Source organism: Rathayibacter sp. VKM Ac-2835, assembly GCF_013266705.1.
Lineage (GTDB): Bacteria > Actinomycetota > Actinomycetes > Actinomycetales > Microbacteriaceae > Rathayibacter.
Map to the genome: position 1 here is coordinate 61,834 of NZ_JABSNQ010000005.1, position 22,943 is coordinate 84,776.

The following is a 22,943-nucleotide window of genomic DNA, read 5'->3' on the forward strand; positions in this document are numbered from 1 at the left end:
ACTTCCGCACCCTTCCAGGAGCACGAACGATGACGTCCACAGCATCCGCGGCCACCACAGCCTCCGGCTCGTCAGGCACGACGCCGATTCTCGAGTTGCGGGGGGTGAGCAAGCGTTTCGGCGCCGTGCAAGCCCTTTCCGACATCAACCTCACCGTTGCGCCCGGCGAAGTCGTCGCTCTCGTCGGCGACAACGGCGCCGGTAAGTCCACCCTGGTGAAGATCATTGCCGGTGTGTATCAGCACGACACCGGCGACATCCTCATCGACGGCGCCCCCGTCAACTTCGACGGCCCCGGAGCTGCCCAGGCTGCCGGCGTCGCGACCGTCTTCCAGGACCTCGCGCTCTGCGACAACCTCGACGTCGTCGCGAACCTCTTCCTCGGCAAAGAGACCAAGCGCGGCCGGATGCTGGACGAAGCGTCCATGGAGCAGCAGTCCTGGAACCTGCTCAAGCAGCTCTCCGCGAGAATCCCGTCGGTTCACATCCCGATCGCCTCCCTCTCCGGTGGACAGCGTCAGACCGTCGCCATCGCCCGCTCCCTGCTGGGCGACCCGAAACTGATCCTCCTCGACGAGCCCACCGCCGCTCTCGGCGTCGCCCAGACCGCCGAGGTCCTCAACCTTGTGGAACGCATCCGCGACCGCGGACTCGGCGTCATCCTCATCAGCCACAACATGGCCGACGTGCAGGCAGTCGCCGACAGAGTCCTCGTGCTTCGCCTGGGTAAGAACAACGGCATCTTCGAGGCCACCGCCTCCACGGAGACCCTCGTCTCCGCCATCACCGGCGCCAGCGACAACGTCGTCACTGCCCGCAACCGCCGCATTGCAGAGACCGCTGGCATCCACACCATCGCGCGAGAGGCGAACGACGCATGACCACCACCGGCACCAAGCCCGACCCGACGGCCGCTCCCCTGGACCGCCAGGACGAGCGCCTCATCTCGGGCGGCGGACTGCGCGGACTTCTCGCCACCGCTAAGGACCGCGTCACCAGCGGCGAGCTCGGGCCGCTTCCGGTCATCGTCGGGCTCGTCGTCATCGGCGGGATCTTTCAGATCCTCAACCCCAACTACCTCTCCGCCTACAACGTCTCGAATCTGCTTTGGCAGGCCGCAGCCGTCGGCCTCATGGCCCTCGGAGTCGTCGTGGTTCTTCTCCTGGGCGAGATCGACCTGTCCGTCGGATCCGTCGCCGGCCTCGCCAGCGCCATCTTCGCCGTCGGCGCCGTTAACCAGGGCTGGCCCGAGATCCTCGCGTTCCTCGCCGCACTGGGCTCCGGCGTGGTCGTCGGATTGCTCTATGGCCTCTTCTATACCCGCTTCGGAGTGCCGAGCTTCCTAATCACCCTGGCCGGGCTACTCGCCATCCAAGGGCTGCAGCGCCTGGTCATTTCCACCGGCCCCGCGAACTCCATCGCCCTCCCCCGCGAATCCTTCCTCAGCCAAATCGGTCAGACCTTCGTCGCCGCGCCCCTCGTCTTCGCGCTGCTCGCGCTGACGATCGCCGTGCACCTCGGACTGGGCCTCCGCGCCCGCAGCCGACGCCTCAGCTTCGGTCTCTCAGCACCATCGACGCAGTCCATCGTCATCACCTCGGGGGTGCTGTTCGTGCTGCTCTCCCTGCCGATCCTCTTCACCTACGCGAAGGGTGGACGAGGCATTGCCGTCCCGGTGCTGATCTTCATCGCCCTCACCATCGTTCTGGACATCGCGTTGCGCCGCACCTCCTGGGGCCGATCCGTCTACGCAATCGGAGGCAGCGTCGAAGCAGCTCGCCGCGCCGGCATCAAGGTGCAGCGCGTCTACATCTCGGTCTTTGTCCTCTGCTCCACCCTCGCCGCCCTCGGCGGGCTCATGCTCGCCGCACGAGCAGGAACCGCCTCGGTCGCCACGGCCGCCGCCGACGAGAACCTCAACGCGATCGCGGCCGCAGTCATCGGCGGCACCAGCCTGTTCGGCGGCCGTGGTCGTGCATGGTCCGCGCTTCTGGGCATCCTCGTGATCTACGCGATCTTCAGCGGCCTGAACCTGCTCTCGCTGCCCGACCCCGTTCGCTTCATCATCATCGGCGGTGTGCTGCTCATCGCGGTCGTCACCGACAGCCTCTCCCGCCGAACCCGACAGGCCTCTGGACGCGCATGACCCTCCGCTCCGGCGCACCCATCACTCGACAGACGCGCCGGAGTCTTCGACACCCGCCCGGTCGCAGGCCGGCCGACCATCAAAAAGGACCTTCCCCGATGACTGACCGGCTCCTCCCCTCCCCTGTCCTCGCCGAGATCGAACAGGCCCTGGCCGGAGTCGACGATGAGGAGTACGCGACCCTCTCGAGAGAGCTGCTGACGACCCCGCGGCGCTGGTTCTTCTCCGGGATGGGACGTTCGGGCCGCGTCGCATCGATGAGTGCGATGCGACTGATGCACCTGGGGTTCGACAGCTTCACCGTCGGCGAATCCACGACCCCGGCGCTCGAGGCAGGAGACGGCCTAGTCGTGTTCACCGCCTCCGGCACGACCGCATCAGTTCTCGCACATGTCGAACTCGCCAAAAGGCTCGACGCTGTCGTCGTCGCGATCACGAGAAGTTATGACAATCCGGTGGCCCGCCTTGCGGACACCGTCGTGATCATCCCGAACGGACAATCGGAGCAGTTCGCTGGAAGTCTCTTCGAACAGACGTCCCTGATCCTGTTCGACAGCATCATCCACGACGCCATCCAGCGCGATGCGACACTGCTGACGATCATGCATTCCCGACACGCAAATCTTCAGTAAGGACACCGCCGAAGCCCAGCGCTTCGGGTGTGCGGCCCAGGACGCTTCTATGGGCTCAGCCGCCCATATCTGAAGGAAACATTCTCGTCGGCAGTGCGACGTAAGGCAGCATGTCGCCAGCCCTGTTCTCGTCCAACGACGTCACAAAGGGGCCGTTGTGAGAAAGCAGGACTCTCATGTGGGGTTGAGGTGGTTGATCCAGTAGGCGCTCAAATCAGCAGGGCTCTTTCCATATCCGCGGAGAGCCTCGATGCGCGTCAGCGCTTCGCCGTTGCCTCACCACTCCGCGGCCCACCGCTCGCCGCCGTTCCGACCCTTTGGCCGTCACACGGCGCCGGTGGGAGGGCGGGAGGAACTTCCGGACCCTCCTCCTCCGCCTACGTTGACGCCCTTCCGGCGTCCCGTCGATGCTGGCGGGGCGTGACGCCCTTCTCCGCCAGGAACTGCCGGTTGAAGTTCGAGAGGTTGGTGTAGCCGACCTCGTAGCAGACCGCGGCGATGGGCAGCGTCGTCGTGGTGAGCAGGCGCCCTGCGTGGGCAATGCGGAGCTTGCGGATGAGCTCGCTGAAGTTCTGGCCGGTGGCCTTCTTGAAGTACTTCGAGAACGTCGCCTCGTGCATGCCGACGAGGTCCGCTGCTTCGCCGACGCTGACCTGGCCGGCGTGGCCGGCGAAGGCGTACTCGAGGACGATGTCGACGATCGCGGCCGCGCGGTCGTCGAGCTGCGGCATGAAGAACTCCGTCGCCAGCGGGGTGCGGTCGCCGGCGGGTGAGCGAGCGAGCAGCGTGAGGAGCTCGAGGAGGAGGGTCAGGCGCTCGAGTCCGGTCGTGAGCCCGATCCGGTTGATGATCGGTGCAGCGACGTCGGCGGTCGCGGGGGCGAACTCGATGCCGCGGGCGCTCTCGGCGAGGAGGGGCCTGATCTCCCTCGCCTCCGGCATGAGTTCGGTCCATTTCGCGATCCACGTCGGGTCGATCTGGATCACGGCGTCGCGATTGACGATCACCTCGTCGGGGGCGAGGTCGCTTACCCAGTCGTGCGGCAGGCCCGAGCCGACGATCGAGACGTGGCCGGCGGCGAAGGTGCCGACGTGGTCTCCGACGATGAACCGCCCGGTCCCTTGGCGGATGAGGTGGATCTCGTACTCGGGGTGGTAGTTCCAGCGCGCGGCGGGCGTGGGGTAGTCGTGCTCGATCCAGCGGACGGAGTGGTCCTCGTCGAGTGTGATGACCTCGCGGGCCGCGCGCATGCCGGTGAGACGTTCCGCGAGCATCGTCGCGTGATCGTCGTCTCTGACGGTAGCCACGAACGTAACCGTACAGATTTGCATCAGTTCTGGCCAGGGAGCGAGCTAGAACGCGTCGACGGCTCGATTCACACTCTTCTCCAGGCAGTACGGCTCCCGTCAGGGAAATCAGCTCGGATGCCGGCCGGCTCACCACGACGGTGCGTCGATGCTCGAAGAACGAAGGAGTCCTTTGATGATCACCCGAGGCAGGCGTTTCGCCTCCGCCATCGCCGGGACCACGGTCCTCGCGTTCGCTCTCACCGCCTGCGGCGGTGCCGGAGGCGACACCGCTTCCTCCGGTGGCGGCAACGAGGTCAACGTCCTCATGGTCAACAACCCGCAGATGACCGACCTGCAGAAGCTCACCGCCGACAACTTCACTAAGGAGACCGGCATCAAGGTGAACTACACCGTTCTCCCTGAGAACGATGTGCGCGCGAAGATCGCGCAGGAGTTCTCGGCCCAGGCCGGTCAGTACGACGTCGCCAGCATCAGCAACTACGAGGTGCCGACGTTCGCGAAGAACGGCTGGCTGACCCCGCTGGACGACACCGTCGCCGCCAGCGCCGACTTCGACCAGGCCGACGTGCTCGAGCCGATCACGAAGTCCCTCACCGCCGAGGACGGCAGCCTCTACGCCGAGCCGTTCTACGGCGAGTCGTCGTTCCTGATGTACCGCACCGACGTCTTCGAGAAGGCCGGCGTCACGATGCCTGACAACCCCACCTGGCAGGAGGTCGCCGACCTCGCCGCGAAGGTCGACGGCGTCGAGCCCGGCATGAAGGGCATCTGCCTCCGTGGCCAGCCGGGCTGGGGCCAGGTCTACGCCCCGCTCACCACCGTGGTGAACACCTTCGGCGGGACCTGGTTCGACGAGGACTGGACCGCGCAGGCCGACAGCCCCGAGTTCACCGAGGCCGTTCAGTTCTACGTCGACCTCGTGCAGCAGCACGGTGAGAGCGGCGCTTCGCAGGCGGGCTACACGGAGTGCCTCAACAACCTGCAGCAGGGCAAGGTCGCGATGTGGTACGACTCCACCGCCGCCGCCGGCTCGCTGGAGGCCGACGACTCGCCCGTGAAGGGCAAGCTCGGCTACGTCGCCGCGCCGGTCGTGGAGACCGAGAGCTCGGGCTGGCTGTACTCGTGGGCCTGGGGCATCCAGAAGGCCGCCAAGAACCAGGACGCCGCCGCGAAGTTCATCGAATGGGCCTCGAGCAAGGAGTACGAGCAGCTCGTCGGCGAGCAGATCGGCTGGTCCAGCGTCCCCGCCGGCAAGCGCGCTTCGACCTACGACAACGCCGACTACCAGGCGTCCGCTGGTGCGTTCTACGAGCAGACCCGCGACGCGATCCAGAGCGCGACTCCCGACAACCCGGGTGTCCAGCCGCGTCCCGCGCCCGGCATCCAGTTCGTCGCGATCCCCGAGTTCGCCGACATGGCCACTCAGGCGTCGCAGTCCATCAGCTCGGCCATCGCCGGGCAGACCTCGGTCGAGGACGCTGTCGCCGACGGCCAGGCCCTCGCGGAGAAGGTCGCCGCGAAGTACCAGAAGTGATCTGACCCTCGGGCGGCGGCCGCTGCCGGCGGCCGCCGCCCCTCCCCCGCACGCTTTCTCCAGCGAGACAAGGACGTCACGATGACCATGACCGAACCGCGCTCCGACGCGCCGACTGCGACCGGATCCGCTCATCCGTTCCGCCGCAGGCCTCAGAAGGACCGCGCGACGACGCTCGCGCGAGCCGGCGACTGGGCCCGCCGCGCTCCCCTGCTCCCCGCTCTGATCTTCGTGATCGCGGTGACCCAGGTGCCGTTCCTCATCACGATCATCGTGTCCCTGTTCAACTGGGAGGCGCTCTACCCGAACGACATCGGGTTCGCCTGGCTCTCGAACTACATCACCGTCTTCTCCGACGAGGCCCTCCGCGGAGCGGTGGTCACCACGATCCTGCTGACCGTGACCGTCGTGCTCGTCAGCCTCCTCTTCGGCCTCGGCATCGCGCTGCTACTCGACCGCACCTTCTTCGGACGCGGCATCGTGCGCACGATCATGATCGCGCCGTTCCTCGTCGTCCCCGTCGCTGCCGCCCTCGTCTGGAAGCACGCGCTCTACAACCCCGAGTACGGCCTGCTCAACGGCGCCCTGAACTGGTTCTTCGGCCTGTTCGGCGCGACCGCCCCGCAGCCCGACTGGATCGGCAGCAACGCCCTCGTCGCCGTCGAAGCCTCCCTCATCTGGCAGTGGACGCCGTTCATGATGCTGATCCTGCTCGCCGGCCTGCAGAGCCGCCCCCTGGACGTCCTCGAGGCCGCCCGCGTCGACGGCGCGACGACCTGGCAGATCTTCATCCACATGACGCTCCCCCACATGCGCCGCTACCTCGAGCTCGCAGCACTGCTGGGCTCGATCTACATCGTGCAGAACTTCGACGCCGTCTTCACCATCACCTCCGGCGGCCTCGGCACCGCCAACCTGCCGTACACGATCTACCAGCAGTTCTTCCAGGCACAGAACTACGGAGCGGCGTCGGCCGCCGGCGTCGTCGTCCTCATCGGAACGATGGCGATCGCCACCTTCGCGCTGCGCAGCATCTCCACCCTCCTGAAAGAAGAGAACCGATGACCGCCCTCATCACGCGCCGCAAAGCGCCTCGCCCCGAGCTCACCATCGCCGGGTCCGGCACCCGCACCCGCGTCGGGAACTCCCTCCTCGGCCTGCTCGCCTGGGTCATCGGGCTCCTCTTCGTCACCCCGGTGCTCTGGATGATCCTGACCAGCCTGCACAGCGAGACCGACGCCGCGACCAACCCGCCGTCGCTGTTCGCCCCGCTCACTCTCGACGGCTACGCGAACTTCTTCGGCGCGAGCTCCGGCGCGAGCCCCTGGCCCCCGCTGATCAACAGCGCCACCGCCAGCGTCGTCTCCACCGCCCTCGTGCTCCTGCTCGCCCTGCCCGCCGCCTACGCCCTCAGCATCAAGCCGGTGAAGAAGTGGTCGGACGTCATGTTCTTCTTCCTCTCCACCAAGATGCTGCCGATGGTCGCGGGCCTGCTGCCGATCTACCTGATCGCCAAGCAGATCGGAGCGCTGGACAGCATCGGGCTGCTCATCGTGCTCTACACCTCGATGAACCTGCCGATCGCCGTGTGGATGATGCGCTCGTTCCTCTCCGAGATCCCCGTCGAGATCCTCGAGGCCGCCGCGATCGACGGAGCCAGCCTGATCTCGATCTTCCGCCGCATCATCGTCCCGATCTCCGGCCCGGGCCTCGCTTCGACCGCACTGATCTGCTTCATCTTCAGCTGGAACGAGCTGCTCTTCGCGAGCGTCCTGACCAGCACCAAGGCCTTCACCGCCCCGGTGTTCCTGACCAGCTTCGTCACCAGCCAGGGCCTGTTCCTCGCCCAGGTCTGCGCCGCAGCAGTCGCCGTGTCGCTCCCCGTGCTCATCGCCGGCTTCGCCGCTCAGGACAAGCTCGTCCAGGGCCTCTCGCTGGGAGCGGTCAAGTGAGCGCCGACGAGCTGCGCTCCCTCGCCGACGAGTGGGCGCACCCGAAGGTCCCCGTCCCCACCTACGACCGGCACGGCCTGACCGCCGGCATCGTCCACTTCGGGGTGGGCGGCTTCCACCGCGCCCACCAGGCGATGGTCGTCGACCGGCTCCTCGCGCAGGGCGAGGCCCGCGATTTCGCGATCTGCGGCGTCGGCGTCCTCGAACAGGACCGCCGGATGAAGCAGGTGATGGACGCGCAGGACGGCCTCTACACCCTCGTGCTCAAGCACCCCGACGGCACCCGCGAAGCGCGCGTCATCGGCAGCATCATCGAGTACCTCCTCGCGGTCGACGATCCGGAGGCGGTCATCGAGAAGATGGCCTCCCCCTCCACCCGCATCGTCTCCCTCACCGTCACGGAGGGCGGCTACAACTTCCACCGCATCACCGGCGAGTTCGATGAGACGACCCCCGCAGTGCGGGCTGACGTCGAGGCGGCCGGCGAGGGGCGGGCGCCGCAGACGGTCTTCGGCCTCGTGAGCGCCGCGCTGCAGCGACGACGAGAACGAGGCATCGAGCCCTTCACCGTGATGTCCTGCGACAACATCGCCGGCAACGGCCACGTCGCCAAGAAGATGTTCACCGCCTACGCCCGCCTCATCGACCCCGACCTCGCCGACTGGATGACCGAGGCCGTGCACTTCCCCAACAGCATGGTCGACCGCATCACCCCGGTCACCAGCGACGAGGATCGGACCGAGGTCCGGGATGTGCACCGGATCGACGACGCCTGGCCGGTCGTCGCCGAGCCGTTCTTCCAGTGGGTGCTCGAGGACGACTTCCCGCTCGGCCGGCCCCCGTTCGAGGACGCCGGAGTGCAGCTCGTCGAGGACGTCGAGCCGTACGAGCTGATGAAGCTGCGGCTGCTCAACGCCAGCCACCAGGGACTGTGCTACCTCGGCTACCTCATGGGCTACCGCTTCGCCCACGAGGCCACCGCCGACCCGCGCATCGCCCGGTTCCTCCGCGCCTACATGGACGACGAGGCCACGCCGACCCTCCCGCCGGTCCCCGGCATCGACCTGGAGCACTACAAGGCGACGCTCATCGAGCGGTTCCAGAACCCGGAGGTGCGCGACACCCTCGCACGCCTGTGCGCTGAGTCGAGCGACCGCATCCCGAAGTGGCTCCTCCCCGTCGTCCTCGCGAACCTCGAGACCGGCGGCAGCATTGTTCTCTCCGCGGGGATCGTCGCGAGCTGGGCGCGCTACGCGGAGGGCTTCGACGAGGACGGCGAGCCGATCGTCGTCGTCGACCGGCTGGCCGAGCAGCTCACCCGGGCGGCACGCGAGCAGCACGAGGACCGGCTCTCGTTCCTGCGCGATCGCGACGTGTTCGGCGATCTCATCGACCAGCCGCGGTTCGTCGACGCCTACGTCGACGCGCTCGACTCGCTGCTCCTGCAGGGAGCGGCTGAAACCGTCGCCGGCTTCCTGAGGGCCGCCGACGAAGGGTGACTCTCCGACACCCGACATGAAGAAGAGGGAGGAGCGTCAGCTCCTCCCTCTTCTTCGTCTGCGCAGGACCCGGCCCACATGCAGACCGAGCCGGGGCTCCTCCGGCGATCAGGTCCCGACGAGGTCCCGTATCCACGGCAGGTCGGCACCCCGCCGACGCACCGTGATGGCGGCGCACGTCCGCGCGGTCTCCCCGAGCGCCGCGAGAGCGGCACCTGTCAGCACCGCACCCGCCCGGAACCGCTCCAGACCTGCTGCGTCCAGGTGTGCGGTGAGTCCGTGCAGAAGACCGGCCATGAAGGAGTCGCCCGCTCCGATCGTGTCGACGACGCCCGTCGAATCCGCCGTCTGCTCCACTCGCTCGCGGCGCGTGCGCAGGACCGCGCCGGCACCTCCCCGCGTGATCGCGACGAGCTCGGGCCCGGACGCGAGCAGACGATCGGCGACGTCGTCGAGGGACGAGCCCGGGTACAGCCACTCCGCGTCCTCATCGCTGAGCTTGACGACGTCGGATGCGGCGATGAAGCGCTCCGTCCGGACGAGCTGCTGCGCGTGCGGGCGCATCAGAGCAGCTCGGACGTTGGGGTCGAACGACACCAGCGAACCGTCGCGCGCGTCGCGGACGAGGCGCAGCGCGACCTCGTCACCCGGCGCGAGCACCGCACCGAGAGAGCCGGTGTGCACGATGGCCGGGAGCCTCTGCGTGGTCGATGGCGTTTCGGGGAGGTCCCAGCGCAGGTCGAAGTCGTACTCGGCCGAACCATCAGCGGTGATGGTCGCGGTCGCGGTCGACGTCGCGCCGTCGCGACGACCCGCAGGGTCGACCTCGACGTGGGACTGCAGGAGATGGGAGCGGATCGCTACTCCTCGGGGGTCGTCCCCGATCGAGGTGAGCAGCCGCACCCGATGCCCGAGCCGGCCCAGGCCCACGGCGACGTTCAAAGGCGAACCGCCCACCCGTTCGGAGACGGTCCCGTCCCGGTCCAGGACGACATCGATGAGGGCCTCGCCGATGACGAGGACGTCGCCTCCCGTCACGAGCGGGGCGAGACGAGGAGCTTGCCGGTGCTGTCCGCGTTGGCCGCGGCGAACGCGTCGGAGATGTCCTCGAGCGCGTACCGGCCCGAGACGACCTCGGCGGTCGGCAGGCCGCCGTCGACGGCGATGGAGATCGCGGTCTCGACATCGGCTTCGGTGTAGGCAGCGCAGCCCTGCACCCGGATCTCGAAGTCCTGGATGATCGGCATCGGCAGCACGGCGTCGCGCGCGGGAACGCCCACGACGACGAGGGTGCCGGCACGGCGCAGCAGCGACACCGCCTGCGCGTAGGAGCGCTCGTTCGCGACGCAGTCCAGAACGACGTCGGCCGGCCCGCCGAGGGCCGCGGCGACCTGCTCGTTCGCGTCAGCGTCCGATGCCTTCACCGCGCGGTGCGCTCCGATGCGCGTCGCGCGAGCGAGCTTGCCCTCGTCGAGATCGGTGGCGACGACGGTGCCGGCGCCCGCGTTCAATGCGGCGACGACGCAGAGGACACCGATGGTGCCGGCGCCGAGGACGACGACGCGCGCTCCGGCGAGATCGCCCGCGATGCGGGCGGCGTGGACGGGCGTGGCGAGGCACTCGACGAGTGCGGCGGTCTCGTCGTCGACGGAGTCGGGGACGGCGTAGAGGTTACCGGCGGGGGCGACGAAGTACTCGGCCATCGCGCCGGCCCAGTGACCGGACGGGTCGCAGCCGATCCAGGAGAGCCGCTCACACGCGTTCGAGCGCCCGGCGCGGCAGTTCAGGCACGTGCCGCAGGCGACGTTGGGCTTGAGGAGCACACGCTGACCTACCTCGACGCCCTCGACCCCCTCGCCCAGCGCAGCGACGACACCGGTCGCCTCGTGGCCGGGGAGATAGGTCGAGGCGAGGAACGGATGGTGCCCGGCGATCGCGTGGATGTCGGAGCCGCAGATCCCGACCAGGACGCTCTGCACGAGGACCTGGCCGGCCGCGGGCGTCGGCACATCGGCGGTCTCGAGGCGGACGCCCGAGAGGGGCTCGGCGACAGCGCGGTGCATCGTCGTGGAAGCAGTGGGAGGAGTGGTCATCGTCGAGTTCCTTCAGAGCAAGGGCGGAGGCATGCAGGCCGGTTCAGGTCGGCGGGGTGTCCGCTGTCGTCGACTTCGACGAGAACGGTGCCGCGAGACCTGGCAGATGCTCATCGTCGAACGCACAGCCGACCCCGTCTAGACGATGCCTGCGCACCTTCTAGTACTAATCTGCCGATGGCTGCCCGTCGTCTTCACGCCAGATCGTGGTGCGCACGAAGGCAGTCTCCGATGCTCTGGTTCAGCTCGTTTCTACCGCGCGCCATCCGAAGGCCGGAAGGTCGAAACCAAGGACTGATGCTCCGGTGATCACGTCTGTCCCGAGAACGTCGACGTGCTGATCCTCCGAGCCGTGGTTGATGACGGTGAGAACGTCTCCGCGGCGAGCGACCTCCACCCAGGGAGACAGCCCGCCGATCTCCGGGGCGATACCTGCGCCTGCGAGAAGCCAGGCGAGGACGGTTCTCATTCCAGCGTCGTCGGGAACGGTGCCCAGATAGACGCCGAGGCCGTCGCCGTAGGCGTTGCGGGTGAGTGCTGGGCGTCCAGCGAGGCGTCCGTCTGCGAAGTGGCCGATCACGTCGCCATGCAGAGGTCTGAGTTCTTCGGCGAAGTACTCGCCGCGCAGCTCGCCGAAGGGTCCGGTCACAGCGGCGGACGACTCCCCCTCCCCTGGTGCCGGGGTCGCGAAGCCGGGGCTGCCGGCTGAGGAGGGCCCGGAGGGTCCCGAGGGCGGGACGAGGGCGCCGAACTCGTCGACCGTGACGCCCAGTACGTCGCGTAGGCCGACGAGGTAGCCGCCGTCGCGGAAGGCGTCGTCCTGGTCGACGACGTCGCTGAAGGCGCAGACGAAGAGGTGTCCACCGGCTGCAGTGAACGCGGTGAGGTTGCTGGCTCCGTCGTCTTTGAGCAGGTAGAGCTGCGGGGCGATGACGAGGGCGTAGCTGCTGAGATCGGTGGTCGGCTGGACGATGTCGATGGAGACGTGCTGCGCGTGCAGAGCGGCGTACCAGCGCTGGATCAGCTGGAGGTAGTCGAAGACGACGGGGTGGTCGGGGTGCGCGAGTGCCCACCAGTTCTCCCAGTCGAAGACGATCGCGACTCGGGCGCCGCTGTCCGGAGCGAGGGTGGGGAGCTTCTGCAGCGTGTCTCCGAGCGCGACGACGTCCTTCCAGATCTGGGTATCGGTGCCGCTCTGCGGCAGCATCGCGGAGTGGAACTTCTCGCTGCCGCGGCGGCCCTGCCGCCATTGGAAGAACATGATCCCGTCGGCGCCGTGGCCGATGGCCTGTGCGGAGAGTGCTGCCATCTGGCCGGGGGCTTTGGGCGGGTTCGTCGGTCGCCAGTTCAGCGCACCGGTGGACTGCTCCATCAGCAGCCAGGGGGTGCCGGGCTTGAGGGAGCGCATCAGGTCGCGTGCGAAGGCTGCGACGCGGAACGCTTGGGGGTCGTTGGGGTCGGGGTAGCAGTCGTCCGTGATGACGTCCACTTCGCGAGCCCATCGCGCGTAGTCCAGCGGAGGGAAGGCTCCCATGAAGTTCGTCGTCACCGGCTGGGTCGCGCCCGCGGCGCGGATGGTGTCGCGTTCGAGGATGTAGAGCTCGAGCATCGCATCGGAGGTGTAGCGCTTGAAGTCGAGAGCGTGCGCTGGGTTGGCGGCGAGTGGCGCCTTGCGGGGAGGGAGGATCTCGTCGAACGCGCTGTAGATCTGCGACCAGAACGCGGTTCCCCATGCGGTGTTCAGCGCCTCGATGGTGCCGTACCGGTTCTGGAGCCACGTCCGGAAGGCGTCTCGGGCGTTGTCGGAGTAGTCGTAGTGGACGTGCGCGCCGTACTCGTTGTTGACGTGCCACATGACGACGGCGGGATGCTCGGCGTATCGGGCGGCGAGGGCGGCGACGAGCTCGCCGACGAGGCGCCGGAAGATGGGTGAGCTGGGGGCGTAGTGCTGTCGGCTGCCGGGGCTGAAGGTCATGCCGTACTCGTCCTGCGGGAGGATCTCGGGGTACTTCTTCGTCACCCACGGCGGCGGCGAGGCGGTCGCGGTGGCGAGGTTCACCTGGATCCCGCCCTCGTGCAGCAGGTCGAGGATGCGGTCGAGCCAGCCGAATTCGAAGACGCCTTCTGCGGGCTGGAGGCGGGCCCAGGAGAAGATGCCGACGCTGACGAAGTTGACGCCCGCCTCTCGCATGAGCCGGACGTCGTCGGGCCAGACGTCTTCGGGCCACTGCTCGGGGTTGTAGTCGCCGCCGTAGTACATGGGTGATGCCTCCTGGTGGGGGTCAGGCCGCTCGGTTGCCGGGTTCGAGCCTCCGAGCGGCCTGTCTGGTGTCAGCGGGTGGGTCTGGTGTCAGCTGGTCGGCGCCCAGGGACCGTTCGGGTCACCGGGGGCCTGGTTCCGCGTCCACCACTTCGCGGTGTACCGCTGGCCGTTGTGAGTGACGACGTAGCCTGCGACGAAGGTTCTCGAGGCGGTCCAGACGGCGACGCCGTTCTCCTGCCGGATCTCCTGCCAGGGCCCGTTCGGGTCACCGGGGGTCTGCGCCTTGGTCCACCAGGAGGCGAGCCAGACTGCGCCGTTGTAGGTGACCTTGTCGCCGGCGACGTAGGTGCTGGACGCACTCCACGCCGTGAGCACCGTGATCGGGAGGGAGGCGGTGAGAGGGGCCGCGCCGGTAGCGGTGAGCGCGGACGCCACGGTGATGGTCGCGGTCCGCTCCCCCGGGCTTGCTGAGGAGAATCCGGAGACCGTGTACTGCTCGGGCGTGAGTGCGGCGGTGGTTCCGTCGGCTCTCGTCGCGGTGACGGTGGTGGAGGCGCTGTCGAACGACTCCCCGACGCCGTACACCGTCTTCGTCGTCGTGACGCCGATCGCCATCACTGCTGAGGTGAGAGCGGTCGCCGCGCTCCGAAGGGCCGTGGTGGCCTCGTCGATCGCGATCTGGGTGGCGGCGGGGGACGCGAGGACAGCTGCCGCGTCCGTCCGGGCGGTGTCGAACGGCGTCCAGCTGCCAGCGGAGTAGTCCTCGGCCGTGGCGTCCTGGTTCTCGTCGTAGGCCGCCTGCAGTGCGGTCGTGTCGGTGGCCTGCTTCACGAGGGAGAGGGAATCGACCTTGACCGACTTGCTGCCGCCGGCGCTGCGGGCTTCGATGGAGATCGTCGCGGTGCCTCCGGTGAGCTGCAGGTCGCCGAGCTCGACGTCCTGCCATCCGGTGGTCGCCTGGTTGATGTCGAGCGTGTAGCTCTCACCTGTTGCTCCGGTGATGACGATCCGTGCGTAGTCGAGGCCTCCGGCGGTGTTGATCTTCCCCTTCAGGCGGTAGCTGCCGACGGGCACGGCGTTCTGCTGGGAAACGGAGCCGGAGAAGGCGTTCGCGTTCGCGAGCTGCAGCGCGAAGCGGGACGAGTCCGCGCCGGGGCTGGAGTTGCTGACGAAGGTGTTGCTGGAGTAGGCGGTGTCGACGTTCGTCGTCCAGCCGGTGATCTGCGGGACGGTGACGCGGTCGGCGGCGAAGTCGGGGTTGAGGACGTAGTTGTTCTCCGCGCCGACCCGCCATTCTCCGGTGACGGCGTTGAACTCCCAGTTCGTGAGGGAGTTGAAGGACAGCTCGCCGCCGTCGGCGGAGAGGGGCACCCACTGGTTGTAGCCGTTGCCGTTCCAGGCGAAGTCGGCCCACCGGTCGCCGGCGTAGAGGACGGTGTCCTGCTTGGTGCCGTGGACGGTGACGAAGAAGCCGGTCTGGGAGACGAGGCTGTAGTCCTTCTCGCTGCCGGCCAGGGTGTATTCGCTCGAGTAGGCGCCCTGGATCGCGCTGGTCTGCGACTCGATGACGTGGTTCGCGGAGGCGTTCCAGCCGTGCAGGTCGGAGGTGAGCATGTAGTACTTGCCGTCGAGCTTGAACATCGCGTTGCCCTCACGGCCCGCGACGACGTAGCCGACGCGGACGGCGGGTTCGATGGTGAGCGAGTCGTTGTCGGAGAGCTTGCTGATGAAGGCGTTCGCGCGGCCGCTGCTGTTGGAGAAGATCAGGTAGTCGGTGCCGTCGTCGTCGGTGAAGACCGTCTGATCGCCTGTGGAGCGGGTCGGGGAGTTCTCGATCTGCGGCTGGATGTTGGCGTAATCGAAGTCGTCGGTCGGCGAGTCGCCCTGCAGCATCAGGACCATGCCGCGCTGCTGCCCGTTGGGGTCGAAGTTCTGACCGCTCTGGACGTAGAGCGTGTACTTGCCGGTGTTCTCGTTGTAGGCGACGCCGAGCCGGCCGACCCAGATCGCGTCGGCGAGGGTCTTCATCTGTGCGAAGTAGTGGCCCTTGGACTCGGGAACGTTCATCGGGGTGGTGCGGTCGGCGATGTCGTTCTCGAAGGTCCAGTTGACGAGGTCCTTCGAGGAGTAGACCGGGATGGACGCGAACGTCTGCGTCGCGTAGGTCTTGCTGGGGCTGGTGCGGTAGGGCTCGGCCTCCTGGTAGTGCACGCCGTACCAGAAGTAGGTGTCACCGAATTGGAAGATGCCGCCGCCCTGGGAGTAGATGGGGTTGCCGTCGGTGTCGGTCCAGAAGGTGTTGTTGGTGATCGGCTCGAAGCTGCCCGCGGAGACGGTCACGAGCTGTGCTGCGGTGTCCTGCAGGGAGTTCTTCGCAGCGACGACCGCCGCGTGGGTCGCGTCGGTGGTGTCGGCGACGGTCTGGGCGGAGGTGAGAGCGGCGGCGAACGCGGACCACGAGTCGCTGGTGAAGTCCGACGGTACGCGCGTCTGGTAGTCGGTGATCAGGTTGCGCAGGCCCTGCACCTCGACGAGCGCTGCCGTTGCGGCGCGCAGACTCTGGATGGCGGCGTCGCGCTCGGCGCGGGTTCCGCCGGTACCGAGGTTGACGGCCGTCGTGAGGGCGCTCTGGAACGCGGGCCAGGAGGCGGCTGTGTAGTCGGCCTGCTTCCGGGCGGATCCTTCGCGGGTGAGCGCGGGGAGGTCGTCGAGGATCGTGCTGTCCTCGACTTCCGCGGAGACGATCGCGGCAGCGTGGTCGATGAAGCCGCCCTCGACCTGGACGCGGAGGGTGTGCTGCGCTTCGGCGAGACCGTTCTTGGTGAAGAGGACGCGAGCGGTGCTGTTCTTGGCGGCGCGGTAGTTGACCGTGCCGACCTCGGTGTCATCGATGAAGACGCGGCCGATGCCGTGTCCGGTGTCGGTCAGTCCGGTGAGCTGGACGGTGTTGCCGACGAAGACGACCTCGAACGACGCTCCGGTCGTGGCGTAGTGGCTGCGCGAGGTGGACGCCCACCCGGCGGAGTACCAGGTCTTGTTCACCGTGCCGCGTGTCGTGGTGGTGGCGCTGTGCGCGATGGTCGTGGTGACGGGGGCTGCGACGGCGGCGGGCGCGATCGCAGCGCCTTGGACGACCAGTGCGGCCGCGGCGAGGAAGGTGGCGGCGAGAGTGACCAGCCGCTTCCCTCGAACGCTCAGTGGTGTGGACATCGGAGACGGACCTACTTCCTTGTAGTTTTCGGGCTCTTCGTGGATCTCAACGGGTGGCGTCGAAGGAGCGTCCGCTCGGACGCCAGGAGGCGTCAGTGGGCGGGAGCTCGTCGCCGAGGGTGAGGTAGATGCGGTCGACGCGCAGGGCCGACTTGCGGGCGAGGACGGAGAACGTGTGCGGGCCGGCCAGAAGGTCGATGTCGGACACGGCGACCCAGATCCAGCGCTGACGGAGGCCGTACGCGCACATCTCTGCGCCGGAGAACTGCTTCTCGAGCGGCTGCGGCGTGCCGTCGACCGCGAGGACGCAGGAGTCGTCCTGGTCGTTGTCGAACTTCACCAGCAGCCAGGCGCGGTAGCGGCCGGCGGTGCCGACCGTGAGCGCGTAGTGCAGACCGGGGGCGTGGGTGGAGTCGTCCCAGCGAAGACCGCGGGTACGGACGTGCATCGCGAGTCCGCTGCCGTTTCCGGTCTCGGCGGCGGTGTGCGACCAGGTCCAGGTCGAGCTGGTGTCGGCCGTGGACCACGCCGAGGCGCTCTGCTCGAGGACGGTCTCCGCGTCGAAGGCGATGATCCCCTCCGACTCGACGATGCGGCCCTCTCCCGTGCTGTCGTCGGAGCGCTCGCGTCGACGTGCCGCCTGCTGGGGGACGGTGATCGGCAGACGGAACGTCGTCGGCCCTTCCCAGAAGAGGCTGTCGGCGTACGCCTGATCCGGCAGCGGCAGCGTCGCGGGGTCGGCGCCGTAGAGGCGCCGCGTCTGCGCGTCGATCGAGGAGGGGGAGGCGAGTGCCGGGTCCTCGACGGTCTCGAGCGCGCGGGGTCGTGAGCTGTGGCTGCTGAACGTGGGGCCGAGATTGCTCGGCCGCGCGGGCTCGGTGTAGACGACGATCTTGGACAGGGTGACGTCGTCGTCGATCGCGTGCAGGCGGAGGCGGTGTGCTCCGGCGCTGAGCCAGGGAAGTCGCGTGTGCAGCTTCTCGACGTTGTCCTGGATCGCCTGCGACCACGTTCCGCGGTGCTCGTCCGTCGTCGGGCTCTCCAGGGTCATCGGCGGGTGTCCGTCGGTGCTGACTCCGACGCGGATCCGGCCGACGGAGTTCAGGGTCGGCAGCCGGTGCAGCTCCAGGAGGTGCGCGCCTTCGGTGCGGAGGTGGATGTCGAAGGTCAGCGGGTCATCGCTGAGGTCGGAGGCGTCCAGGGGCAGCGCCTTCACGGCGGGGTTGCCGTAGCGACCCAAGCCGGGGACGGCGGCCCAGCGGGAGCTGCCGGTCAGCGGTCGGCCGTCAGGATGGGACGGGTCGATGCTGATCGAGCCCTCCGCTTCGATCCAGCCGCGGAGCTCCGTCGGCGGTGTCGCTGCGGGCCGGGCGCTCACGCGGACGTCGATGATGCCGGTAGCGGAGGTGATGCGGATGCGGCCCTCGGCGCCGTCGGGCGTCGGCTGGACTCGAACCGGGATGCGGGTCTCCGTGCTGACGGAGGACGGGTGCGGGCCCATTTCGATCCAGGGGTCCGCGTCGATCGTGACGTCGAGACTGTCGCGTCCTCGGTTGGCGATCTCGATCCATTTCGTGGCGGTGCCGGCAGGGTCGAAGATCAGCGACGGTGCCGGCTCGGGCGCGTCGGCGCCCCAGACGGTGACGGCCAGTCCCGGTTCGCCGAAGGAGAGGGCCGGGGTCGCAGCCGGGTGCATCGGCATCACCGGTGGCGGGAACTCCTGCGGGGTGAACATCCCCTCCCATCGGCCGCCGGCCAGACGGTGGTTGTAGAAGTCGATCAGCGCCCGGATGCTGCGCCCGAAGGCACGCGAGACGGCGAGGTAGTGGTCTGCAGCCGCGGCGGCGCCGTCGTCGGCGCTGAGGGTGCTGCGGTCCGCGAAGTAGAACTCCGCACTGGTCAGATACGCGAGGTGGATCTTGACGGCGAACAGCTGGAAGAACGCATCGCGTTCCTCTGCCGGCAGCGCCGTCCAGATCTCGTTGGTGTCCTCGAAGAGGCGACGAAGCTGCGCGAGCCGATCGCCGGCTTCGTCGCCGTACCCGCGCTGCGGGAACACGCCTGAGGCGAGGTGCTCCAGCTTGCGCTGGTTGTTCAGCTGGTAGTACTCGTCATAGATGCGGCCGGCGCGTGCGCCGTGGCCGCCGGTGAACTTCGCGTCGATCCACTCGGCGGTGAAGGCCGTGATGTTCGCGGTGCTCGTCTCCCGGCCGGCTTCCCACGCGCTGCGCAGGAAGAACTCCATCTCGATCTCCAACGGCTTCAGACCGCCGATGTTGTCGACCCAGAGCTCACGGATACCGCCGTCCCACGCCTTGCGCAGCTCGGACTTCATCAGCGCCAGCGGCGTCGAGGAGGTGGCGAGGTAACTGGTGGTGTAGTTCGACCAGTAGGACGAGTGGTAGTAGAGACCATGTCCTCCGCGGCGTCGCTGCTCGTTCTCGTCGGGAAGGCGGCGGATGTGCCCGAAGCTGTCGTTGGCCCACACGATCGTGATGTCGTCGGGCACCTGCAGTCCGGCGTCGTAGAGCGGCAGGACTTCCTTGTAGGGGATGAACAGCTGCGGTGTCGTCTCGGCCGGGCGGGACAGGCCCTCGGTGAGGAGAGCGCGCTGGTCCCGCATGACCGATTCGAGCAGATGGACGCGAGCGGTCAGCTTTTCGGACTCGGAGAGCGAGTCGTCGTCGTCGATCGCGGTGGTGACGAAGCCGGAGTCGTGCACGCCGCGCATACCGACGGTCCAGGTCACCTCGTAGCCGCGGTTCTGCGCGACGCTGCCCCGCCAGTACTGCTGCAGCAGTGCGCGGTTGCGGCCCTCGATGGAGTAGTCGTAGTCCACGTCACCGCCGTGCTCGGCGACCCACGAGGGGAACTCGCGTTCGTTGCTGCGCAGCAGCATGTCGCAGTGGCTGGTGCCGATGACGACGCCCATCTCGTGCGCGAGGCGGCCGTTCTCGGGGTCGTGGTTGAAGGCGCCGACGTGCATCGCGGGCCACAGGTAGTTGCCCTTGAGGCGCAGGATCAGCTCGTAGACGCGCTCGTAGGTGGCCGGGCCGATGGTGTCGTCGCTGGTGTGGATGCGGGCCCAGTGGTCGAGCTCCTCTTCGTCGTTGAGGAAGATGCCGCGGTAGCGCACCGAGGGCCAGTCGGCGATGGAGGTGTCGGGGCGGAGGGTGATGTGGTCGCGGGGTCGAACCGGGACGTCTCCCCACCAGGTCCAGGCGGACACGCCGATCGCGTCGGTGAAGTGGTAGATCGCGTAGACGGTGCCGCGGCGGTCGGTGCCGACCAGGTAGAGGACGTCATCGACGACGGCGACGAGGAATCCCTCCCACCGTGCAGCTCCGTCCTCGTCGTAGAGCGCGGACACGTCGAGCCGTCCGGCGTCGATGGCGGCGTCGACGGCGGCGGAGTGGCCGATCGTGCCGATGACGATGCGGGCGGCGGCCGTGTCGGTCGAGATCACGGCGTGAGCGCCGCTGACCTGGGCAAGGTCTCGGGCGAGGTCGGCGGTGGCTCGGCGGACGGCGCTGTCCTCGGTGTCCTCGACGGCGAGGCGCACGATCTGTCCGCGCTCTGCGACGGTGATGCCGTCCGAGGCGAGGTCGGTGAGGAGGGGGATCGAGCGGGTGGGCTCCGCGGGTGGGCGCACGGTGGTGGGGCCGGTCGTTCCGGCGTCGATGAGCATGGTCGTTCAGATCTCCACGGTGTAGCGGCCGGCGGTGACCTCGAACGTGACGCTGCTCGTGCCTCGTGTCGCGGTGCCGGTGTGCTCGACGGTGTCGCCGTCGACGGTGAGGCCTCGCAGGTGCGCGAGGGCTCCGGACGGGCTGGGGACGGTGATGGTTCCGCCGGTGCCTGCGGGAGCGACGACGTCGACGGTGAGGCCTGACTCGTCTCGGTGCCAGCTCGCCTCGATGGCGCCGAAGGGGGTGGGGACCTGACCGCGGGCCCAGGTGAGGGATCCGGTCTGCGGTGCGATACGCCAGGTGCGGAAGGCGGTGCTCGTCGGAGTGACTCCGAGGACGGAGGCCGAGAGCGCGACGGTCGGGGCGCACGCCCAGCCGTGGGCGAGGCTCGTGGTGCTGCCGAAGCCAGGAGTGCCGTCGATGTTCAGCAGCTCCCAGACGGTGCCGGCGGCGTAGGGGCCGGAAGCGGCCATGTGACCCCACAGGTCGTGCAGCAGCTCGAGCGCCCGGTCGGTGAGCCCGGCGGAGAAGAGGGCGCCGAGGTGGAATCCGGACGTGTAGGGGCTGACGTTCTCGCGGAAGCCGGCCGCTGCATCGAACGGCTGCGGTCCGTACGGGGTCTGCGGGAGCGCCTCGTCCAGCGCGAGCAGGATCGCCGCGGACGTGCCGGGTGCCGCGATGCCGTGCAGCACGGCGAGGGAGTTCGCGTCCTGCGCGATCGCGTCCTGCCGCTGGTCGGAGAGGACGTAGAGGGATCGGCCGGGATCGAAGAGGTGCGCGTTGATCGCGGCCTTGTTCCGATCGGCGCGCCCGGTGAGCTCGGCGGCGGTCTCGTCCTCGCCCAGCGCGGCGGCGAGGACGGCGGCCTGGCGGAGCACGTGGTTGTAGACGATGTTGTAGGCCGTCACGGCGCCGGTCTTGGGGCCGTCGTACCAGTCCCAGTCGAGGCCGTTCTCGTCGTCGGTGATGTAGAGGTCGCGGTCGTCGACGAGGGCGCGGTCGTAGGCGAGCTGTCGCAGGACAGCCGGCCACTGCGACCGCGCGAAGTCGAGGTCGCCCGTGTGCTCGAGGTGCAGGGCGACGTTGGTGATCTGGTGCATCGAGTAGACGGCGGAGTACACCTGGCCGTGCTGCGGGGGGACAGCGGGCGGGAACAGCGGAGGCATCCGTGCCGGGAGTCGGCCGTCAGGCTCCTGGAAGCTGTTCAGGAAGGCGATCGATCCGCTGACGTACTCGGCGGCGGCGGTCGTGTAGAAGACGTTGGGAATCTGCACGATGAGGTCGCCGCTCCATACGGAGCGGTCGCGTCGTGCTCCGTCGAGAATGACGGGCAGCGGATCGGGTGAGACGACACCGTCTCCGGTGAAGAGCTCGAGCGCGGCGGCGTCGTCGAGGCGGTGCTGGAATAGCTCGTCGCCTGCGGGGTTGGTGAGGCGCAGCTCGCGGAACCGCGCCTGCTCCCCCGGGACCTTGCTGGTGTCCCACGCCTCGTGGAATCCGAAGGAGCCTCGCTCGATGCGGGGCGTGGCAGGGTGCTCAGCGAGGTCGAAGTGGGCGATGGGGGCGCCGTCGATGCTGACGGCGATGGTCGTTCCCTGGACTGCGGTGCGGATGCGGTGCCAAGAGCTCGCGTCGAAGTCGCTCGCGAGCGCGACCTCAGCGAGCGTCGTGTAGCGGCGGACGGTGTCCTGCGGACGGTCTTCGTAGCCGTCGTCGATGTGCGACAAGCGCAGGAGAGAGGACGCGTCGTCGGTGGGAGCGCGCAGCTCGAGGAGGTAGCCGTGGGCGCCGTGCTCAGCGGCTCTGACGATCCATCCTGCGGCGTGATCGAGGATCCGTGCCTCGAACTCGACGGTGACGTCGTCCCACTCGCCGTCGCGCAGGACCGCGAGGGTGCCGCCGGTGATGTGGAGGCTGTCCTCGTCGATGGTCCAGGCGATTGGGAGGGTGTCCGCGGGGAGCTGGTTGAGCTGCGTCGTGTAGGCGCTCTCGTACCAGATGCGGTTCAGCTCGTCGTCGCTGCAGACGAACCAGCCTGCGTAGTCGCGAGCCGCGGCGGCGAAGGCGGAGAACCGGAATCCGATGCCGGCGAGGGAGAGGGTCCCGGGGGTGTCGAGGGAGAGTCGGACGTAGCGCTGTCCGCCCTGGATGAGGTCGGTGTCGATCCGGCCCGGGCGCTCGATGGTCAGTGACCGGCTGCGGCGCCGGTCGGCCGACGCGTTGTGACCGCCGCGCTCGTCGCCGTCGGCGCCGGCCCATGCGGCTGCCTCGCTGTAGGAGACGTCGAGGGTGGTCGGTCCGTCGACGGTGGCGATGTCGAACCAGGGGCGGCCGGCGACGTTGCGGCCGAAGTCGAGGACGATGCTCGCCGGCGATCCGTGCTCGGAGACGGAGAGGGTGAGCGAGCCGGTCTTGGCGAGGAAGGTCTCGGTTCCGCTCACGTCGCCCGTGCTGCTCAGGACGGAGATGGGGTGCACGTCCGCTGCGGAGGGACCGGGCACGTAGCGGTGCCAATCGGTGTCGCTGGGGAGTTGATCGGCGATGTCGCGGGTCGAGTGCGCGAGGGAGTGCACGGTGTCCTCTCGGGGGAAGGGAGCCGTGGCCCCGCCGGAGCG

14 protein-coding genes are annotated in these 22,943 nt (G+C 68.4%); 7 read left to right on the forward strand and 7 right to left on the reverse strand.

Features of this window, described 5'->3' with window-relative positions:
• Window positions 1–29: 29 nt before the first annotated feature.
• The 3 genes from HRK28_RS19265 to HRK28_RS19275 all read left to right on the forward strand — a co-directional run bounded on the left by HRK28_RS19265 (window position 30) and on the right by HRK28_RS19275 (window position 2,778).
• The gene (locus HRK28_RS19265) at window positions 30–881 is read left to right on the forward strand and encodes an ATP-binding cassette domain-containing protein (RefSeq protein WP_173252759.1); all 852 of its coding nucleotides are present in this window, start codon (window positions 30–32) and stop codon (window positions 879–881) included.
• Window positions 878–2,146, forward strand: coding sequence for a sugar ABC transporter permease (locus HRK28_RS19270; protein ID WP_173252760.1), 1,269 nt, complete (start codon window positions 878–880; stop codon window positions 2,144–2,146). The genes HRK28_RS19265 and HRK28_RS19270 overlap by 4 nt, the downstream gene beginning before the upstream one ends.
• A 98-nt stretch (window positions 2,147–2,244) precedes the next feature.
• Complete coding sequence (locus HRK28_RS19275; RefSeq protein WP_173252761.1) at window positions 2,245–2,778, forward strand: SIS domain-containing protein; 534 nt, start codon at window positions 2,245–2,247, stop codon at window positions 2,776–2,778.
• A gap of 377 nt (window positions 2,779–3,155) precedes the next feature.
• On the opposite strand, the gene HRK28_RS19280 is transcribed toward HRK28_RS19275, so the two are convergent.
• The gene (locus HRK28_RS19280; RefSeq protein ID WP_367948483.1) at window positions 3,156–4,085 is read right to left on the reverse strand and encodes an AraC family transcriptional regulator; all 930 of its coding nucleotides are present in this window, start codon (window positions 4,083–4,085) and stop codon (window positions 3,156–3,158) included.
• Window positions 4,086–4,260: 175 nt separating this feature from the next.
• Here HRK28_RS19280 and HRK28_RS19285 point away from each other — a divergent pair, with 175 nt between their 5' ends.
• From HRK28_RS19285 to HRK28_RS19300, 4 genes are all read left to right on the forward strand, one after another.
• Window positions 4,261–5,622: a sugar ABC transporter substrate-binding protein gene (locus HRK28_RS19285; RefSeq protein ID WP_173252762.1), complete on the forward strand. Its 1,362-nt coding sequence runs from the start codon at window positions 4,261–4,263 to the stop codon at window positions 5,620–5,622.
• An 87-nt stretch (window positions 5,623–5,709) separates the two neighbouring features.
• The gene (locus HRK28_RS19290) at window positions 5,710–6,687 is read left to right on the forward strand and encodes a carbohydrate ABC transporter permease (RefSeq protein WP_133963554.1); all 978 of its coding nucleotides are present in this window, start codon (window positions 5,710–5,712) and stop codon (window positions 6,685–6,687) included.
• Window positions 6,684–7,574 carry a carbohydrate ABC transporter permease gene (locus HRK28_RS19295; RefSeq protein WP_173252763.1) on the forward strand — a complete coding sequence of 297 codons (891 nt, stop codon included), beginning with the start codon at window positions 6,684–6,686 and terminating at the stop codon, window positions 7,572–7,574. Before HRK28_RS19290 ends, HRK28_RS19295 begins: the two co-directional genes overlap by 4 nt.
• Window positions 7,571–9,073 (forward strand): mannitol dehydrogenase family protein, encoded by a 1,503-nt coding sequence (locus tag HRK28_RS19300; RefSeq protein ID WP_367948484.1) that lies wholly within the window; start codon window positions 7,571–7,573, stop codon window positions 9,071–9,073. The genes HRK28_RS19295 and HRK28_RS19300 overlap by 4 nt, the downstream gene beginning before the upstream one ends.
• 108 nt (window positions 9,074–9,181) lie before the next feature.
• Here HRK28_RS19300 and HRK28_RS19305 read toward each other — a convergent pair whose 3' ends face one another.
• The 6 genes from HRK28_RS19305 to HRK28_RS19330 form a co-directional block, all read right to left on the reverse strand.
• Window positions 9,182–10,111 carry a carbohydrate kinase gene (locus HRK28_RS19305; RefSeq protein WP_173252764.1) on the reverse strand — a complete coding sequence of 310 codons (930 nt, stop codon included), beginning with the start codon at window positions 10,109–10,111 and terminating at the stop codon, window positions 9,182–9,184.
• Entirely contained in the window at window positions 10,108–11,166 is a 1,059-nt protein-coding gene (locus HRK28_RS19310) for a zinc-binding dehydrogenase (protein ID WP_133963518.1), read from the reverse strand. Before HRK28_RS19310 ends, HRK28_RS19305 begins: the two co-directional genes overlap by 4 nt.
• A 241-nt stretch (window positions 11,167–11,407) precedes the next feature.
• Window positions 11,408–13,426 carry a beta-galactosidase gene (locus HRK28_RS19315; RefSeq protein WP_173252765.1) on the reverse strand — a complete coding sequence of 673 codons (2,019 nt, stop codon included), beginning with the start codon at window positions 13,424–13,426 and terminating at the stop codon, window positions 11,408–11,410.
• 90 nt (window positions 13,427–13,516) lie between these two features.
• Window positions 13,517–16,639: a carbohydrate-binding protein gene (locus tag HRK28_RS19320; RefSeq protein ID WP_217274951.1), complete on the reverse strand. Its 3,123-nt coding sequence runs from the start codon at window positions 16,637–16,639 to the stop codon at window positions 13,517–13,519.
• A 46-nt stretch (window positions 16,640–16,685) separates the two neighbouring features.
• Window positions 16,686–20,327, reverse strand: a complete 3,642-nt coding sequence (locus tag HRK28_RS19325) for a glycosyl hydrolase 115 family protein (RefSeq protein WP_173252766.1) — start codon at window positions 20,325–20,327, stop codon at window positions 16,686–16,688.
• 6 nt (window positions 20,328–20,333) lie between these two features.
• Window positions 20,334–22,901 (reverse strand): alpha-L-rhamnosidase C-terminal domain-containing protein, encoded by a 2,568-nt coding sequence (locus HRK28_RS19330; protein ID WP_173252767.1) that lies wholly within the window; start codon window positions 22,899–22,901, stop codon window positions 20,334–20,336.
• Window positions 22,902–22,943 lie beyond the last annotated feature (42 nt).

Bases quoted from the DNA above. Each gene is read 5' to 3' on its own strand.
- HRK28_RS19265 (WP_173252759.1), top strand. From the start codon at position 30: ATGACGTCCACAGCATCCGCGGCCACCACAGCCTCCGGCTCGTCAGGC.
- HRK28_RS19320 (WP_217274951.1), bottom strand. From the start codon at position 16,639: ATGTCCACACCACTGAGCGTTCGAGGGAAGCGGCTGGTCACTCTCGCC.
- HRK28_RS19270 (WP_173252760.1), top strand. From the start codon at position 878: ATGACCACCACCGGCACCAAGCCCGACCCGACGGCCGCTCCCCTGGAC.
- HRK28_RS19285 (WP_173252762.1), top strand. From the start codon at position 4,261: ATGATCACCCGAGGCAGGCGTTTCGCCTCCGCCATCGCCGGGACCACG.
- HRK28_RS19310 (WP_133963518.1), bottom strand. From the start codon at position 11,166: ATGACCACTCCTCCCACTGCTTCCACGACGATGCACCGCGCTGTCGCC.
- HRK28_RS19295 (WP_173252763.1), top strand. From the start codon at position 6,684: ATGACCGCCCTCATCACGCGCCGCAAAGCGCCTCGCCCCGAGCTCACC.
- HRK28_RS19325 (WP_173252766.1), bottom strand. From the start codon at position 20,327: ATGCTCATCGACGCCGGAACGACCGGCCCCACCACCGTGCGCCCACCC.
- HRK28_RS19315 (WP_173252765.1), bottom strand. From the start codon at position 13,426: ATGTACTACGGCGGCGACTACAACCCCGAGCAGTGGCCCGAAGACGTC.
- HRK28_RS19290 (WP_133963554.1), top strand. From the start codon at position 5,710: ATGACCGAACCGCGCTCCGACGCGCCGACTGCGACCGGATCCGCTCAT.
- HRK28_RS19275 (WP_173252761.1), top strand. From the start codon at position 2,245: ATGACTGACCGGCTCCTCCCCTCCCCTGTCCTCGCCGAGATCGAACAG.